Source organism: Rhodococcus sp. IEGM 1302, from assembly GCF_030056935.1.
Taxonomy (GTDB): domain Bacteria; phylum Actinomycetota; class Actinomycetes; order Mycobacteriales; family Mycobacteriaceae; genus Rhodococcus_F; species Rhodococcus_F qingshengii.
On sequence record NZ_JASHKY010000068.1, the window covers coordinates 1 to 441 of the forward strand.

Consider the following 441-nt stretch of genomic DNA (forward strand, 5'->3'; position numbering starts at 1 on the left):
GTTCGAGCGTGTGGTGGAGGTTCTCGATCCGGTTCGTTCGCAGGCTCGTCATCCGTTGTTCCAGGTGGCGTTGACGTTCCAGAACCTTGGACAGAGTGCTCTCGAACTGCCCGGACTCACCGCCGCTGCTGTGGAATTCGACGCAGCACTGGCCAAGTTCGATCTGCAATTCACACTTGAAGACGTCGCTGACGCCGGTATGTCCGGCACCCTGACCTACGCGACGGATCTGTTCGACGCGTCGACAGCGGCCGAGTTCGCTGATCGGTTCGTGTCCGTCCTCCGTGGCGTTGTCGCGAATCCGGCCGCTGCCGTTGGCGACGTGGATGTTATGAGCGCCAGTGAGTTGGATCGCGTTCTGTCATGGAGCGACACGGGTGTCGACAGTGGTGTGGATTCGACGTTGTCGGCGTGGTTCGATGATGCTGCTGCGCGGTTTGG

1 protein-coding gene is annotated in these 441 nt (G+C 60.8%); it reads left to right on the top strand.

Annotated elements, in window-relative coordinates; translation table 11 throughout:
• On the top strand, nucleotides 1-441 hold a 441-nt coding region (locus QM609_RS29155), incomplete at both ends, for a condensation domain-containing protein (RefSeq protein WP_283337662.1).